Genomic DNA, 2,881 nt, shown 5'->3' with positions numbered 1-2,881 from the left:
TATGGATTACTTACTATTCAGTATTTTGGATATAATTAGAAATCCTTTTTTTGTTTCCAAAAAAATTTGTTTAAGTTTATAACTTATTATAGCATAAATAGGCTAATAATTAGCCTATTTATTATTTATTTAATTCAATCATTAAATCACAGATTTTATTTGAGAATTCAACTGGATTATCAATTGAGAATCCTTCAATCAATAATGCTTGATCATATAAAATACTTGCATAGTCTCCAACTTTATCTTTGTTATTTTCATAAACCTTTTTCATTGCATTGAAAATATCATGATTTGGATTGATTTCTAAAATTCTTCCTGCTTTAACATTATTACCTTCAGGCATTTGACTTAAAACCTTTTCCATTTCAAATGATACACCATCGCTTGATACTAAGCATACTGGATGTGATTTTAAACGTGAAGATACTTTAACATCGACAACTTTATCACCTAATGAATCTTTGATTGCTGTCAATAAATCTTTATTTTCTTCATTAGTCTTTTCTAATTGTTTCTTTTCTTCTTCTGTTTCAATATCTAAATCACCTTGAGCTACAGATTTAAATGGTTTTTCTTTATAATCACGCATCATTTGGAAACAGAACTCATCGACATTATCAGTTAAATATAAAACATCATAACCTTTATCTTTAACTAACTCCACTTGTGGTAAAGTAGCGATCTTTTCTCTAGTTTCACCGCTTGCAAAATAAATTTCTTTTTGCCCTTCAGGCATATTTTCAACATATTGAGCCAAGGTAATAAGCTTTTCTTCTTTACTAGAATAATATAATAATAGATCTTGAAGTTTTTCTTTTAACATTCCATAACTATTATAAATACCAAATTTCAACTGTAAACCAAAGCTATCAAAAAATTCTTCATATTTTTCACGATCTTTTTTAAGCATTGTTTCTAATTCACTTTGAATCTTCTTTTCAATCTTATCAGCAATTACCTTTAGTTGACGATCATGCTGCAACATTTCTCGTGAAATATTTAATGATAAGTCTTCAGAATCTACTAAACCTTTAACAAATCTAAAATGTTCAGGTACTAATTCACTAGCTTTATCCATAATAAAGACACCGCGTGAATATAATTGTAGTCCTTTTTCATACTCATTTGAATAATAATTCATCGGTGGTTTAGAAGGAATAAATAATATTGAATCATATGACACATTACCTTCAACATGAGTATGAATTACTTTCAAAGGATCATTGAAATCATTAAATTTATCTTTATAGAACTCATTATATTCTTCATCTGTAATATCTTTTTTATTTCTTTTCCATAAAGGAACCATAGAATTTAATGTTTGATTTTCAACTACATCTTCATATTCATCACTATCTTCTTTTTTCTTAGAAACAGTCATATCCATTTTAATTGGATAATGAACATAATCAGAATATTTCTTTACTAAATCACGAATATGATATTGGTTTACATATTCATCATAATTTTCATCTTCAGTATTATCTTTTAAATATAATTTGATCGTTGTTCCATGTTCACTAACATCGGTTTCAAAAATTTCATAACCATCACTAACTTCAGATACCCAAGTATGTCCCTGATCACTACCATATTTTTTAGAAATTACTTCTACTTTTTTAGCGACCATAAAAGCAGCATAGAAACCAACCCCGAATTGACCAATAATATCAATATCATCATGATCATTTTCATTTTTGAACTCAAAAGATCCACTATTAGCAATCGTACCTAAATGCGTTTCTAATTCATCTTTATCCATCCCGATTCCATGATCTTTAATTGTTAAAACACGATTTTCTTTATCTAAACCAAGTTCAATAATTAAATCATCACGACTAATTGATGAAATGTTCTCAGTAAGTGCTTTATAATATAATTTATCACTTGCATCACTTGCATTAGAAATTAACTCTCTTAAAAAAATTTCTTTATGTGTATAAATAGAATTAATCATTAAATCTAATAATCTTTTTGATTCCGCTTTAAATTGTTTCTTTTCAGCCATAATTACATCTCCATTCTTATATTAGCACTCATCTTTCTTTTGTGCTAAAGCTATTTTAATACAACACCTTAGCACTGTCAACCCCTGAGTGCTAGTTTTTTGAATTTTTAGCTAAAAAACTTTTTATAAAAAGTCCGATTATCCGCATAAACACTGTATTTATCAAAGAAATATTGCATAAAAATTATTCATTTTACTACGATTTTACTATGTTTAAGAGAGCCACGATATGACGGGAAAAATAACATGGGAGATTGCACGATAAAACTGTGTATCTCCCATTTTTTCTATAGTGATTTATTTACTTTATTTTGATTTCAAATTTCAAGATTGATTTTATCATTTCCGTATGGATTTCGCCCTTTAGTTCTTCATCAATCTGCATAGTGACTTTACCACTTTCAGAGTGACAACATGGTCGTAAGCATAATTTAGAAATATAAGCGTCATAGAATTTCAAAATTTCTATGATTGCTTCTTCCTCTCCACTGGACGCTCTGCAAATCAATTCAAAAGTAGGGCAACCATATTTTTTTCTCATTTTTTTAATCCCTTTCTTTCAGTAGTTCTTTTAATTTTCTTAAACCTCTATTTCTCCTGCTAGAAATTGCTGAACGTGATACATGGTATAACTCTGAAATTTCTCTGTCATTCATATCTTGAAAATAGTATAGTAAAATAGTATTACACTGTTTCTTCGTTAGCATATTTAAAGCAGTTGCCAGTTTATCATCAGATACACAAACAGAGAAATGCAAAACTTCAAACCATACTTTATTGTTGATATGCAAATTATTTTGACTCAAAAAACTACTGTTTATGCATTCGTAAATTAGTTAAAATTAAATATAACTAATTTAATTTGATAAT

General features: G+C 27.8%; 3 protein-coding genes. All 3 read right to left on the bottom strand.

Features of this window, described 5'->3' with window-relative positions:
• Nucleotides 1-121: 121 nt before the first annotated feature.
• The 3 genes from htpG to BR82_RS17190 all read right to left on the bottom strand — a co-directional run bounded on the left by htpG (nt 122) and on the right by BR82_RS17190 (nt 2,769).
• Complete coding sequence (gene htpG / locus BR82_RS0114375) at nt 122-2,011, bottom strand: molecular chaperone HtpG (protein WP_027090724.1); 1,890 nt, start codon at nt 2,009-2,011, stop codon at nt 122-124.
• Nucleotides 2,012-2,312: 301 nt separating this feature from the next.
• Nucleotides 2,313-2,552 (bottom strand): helix-turn-helix domain-containing protein, encoded by a 240-nt coding sequence (locus tag BR82_RS0114370; RefSeq protein WP_027090723.1) that lies wholly within the window; start codon nt 2,550-2,552, stop codon nt 2,313-2,315.
• Nucleotides 2,553-2,556: 4 nt separating this feature from the next.
• Nucleotides 2,557-2,769 carry an RNA polymerase sigma factor gene (locus BR82_RS17190; RefSeq protein ID WP_471530351.1) on the bottom strand — a complete coding sequence of 71 codons (213 nt, stop codon included), beginning with the start codon at nt 2,767-2,769 and terminating at the stop codon, nt 2,557-2,559.
• Nucleotides 2,770-2,881 lie beyond the last annotated feature (112 nt).

The sequence above is a fragment of the Thomasclavelia saccharogumia DSM 17460 genome (assembly GCF_000686665.1).
Taxonomy (GTDB): domain Bacteria; phylum Bacillota_I; class Bacilli_A; order Erysipelotrichales; family Coprobacillaceae; genus Thomasclavelia; species Thomasclavelia saccharogumia.
This window is presented reverse-complemented; position numbering and strand designations above follow the sequence as displayed.

Excerpts from the sequence above, each read along its gene's own strand:
- htpG (WP_027090724.1), bottom strand. The coding sequence starts at position 2,011 with ATGGCTGAAAAGAAACAATTTAAAGCGGAATCAAAAAGATTATTAGAT.
- BR82_RS0114370 (WP_027090723.1), bottom strand. The coding sequence starts at position 2,552 with ATGAGAAAAAAATATGGTTGCCCTACTTTTGAATTGATTTGCAGAGCG.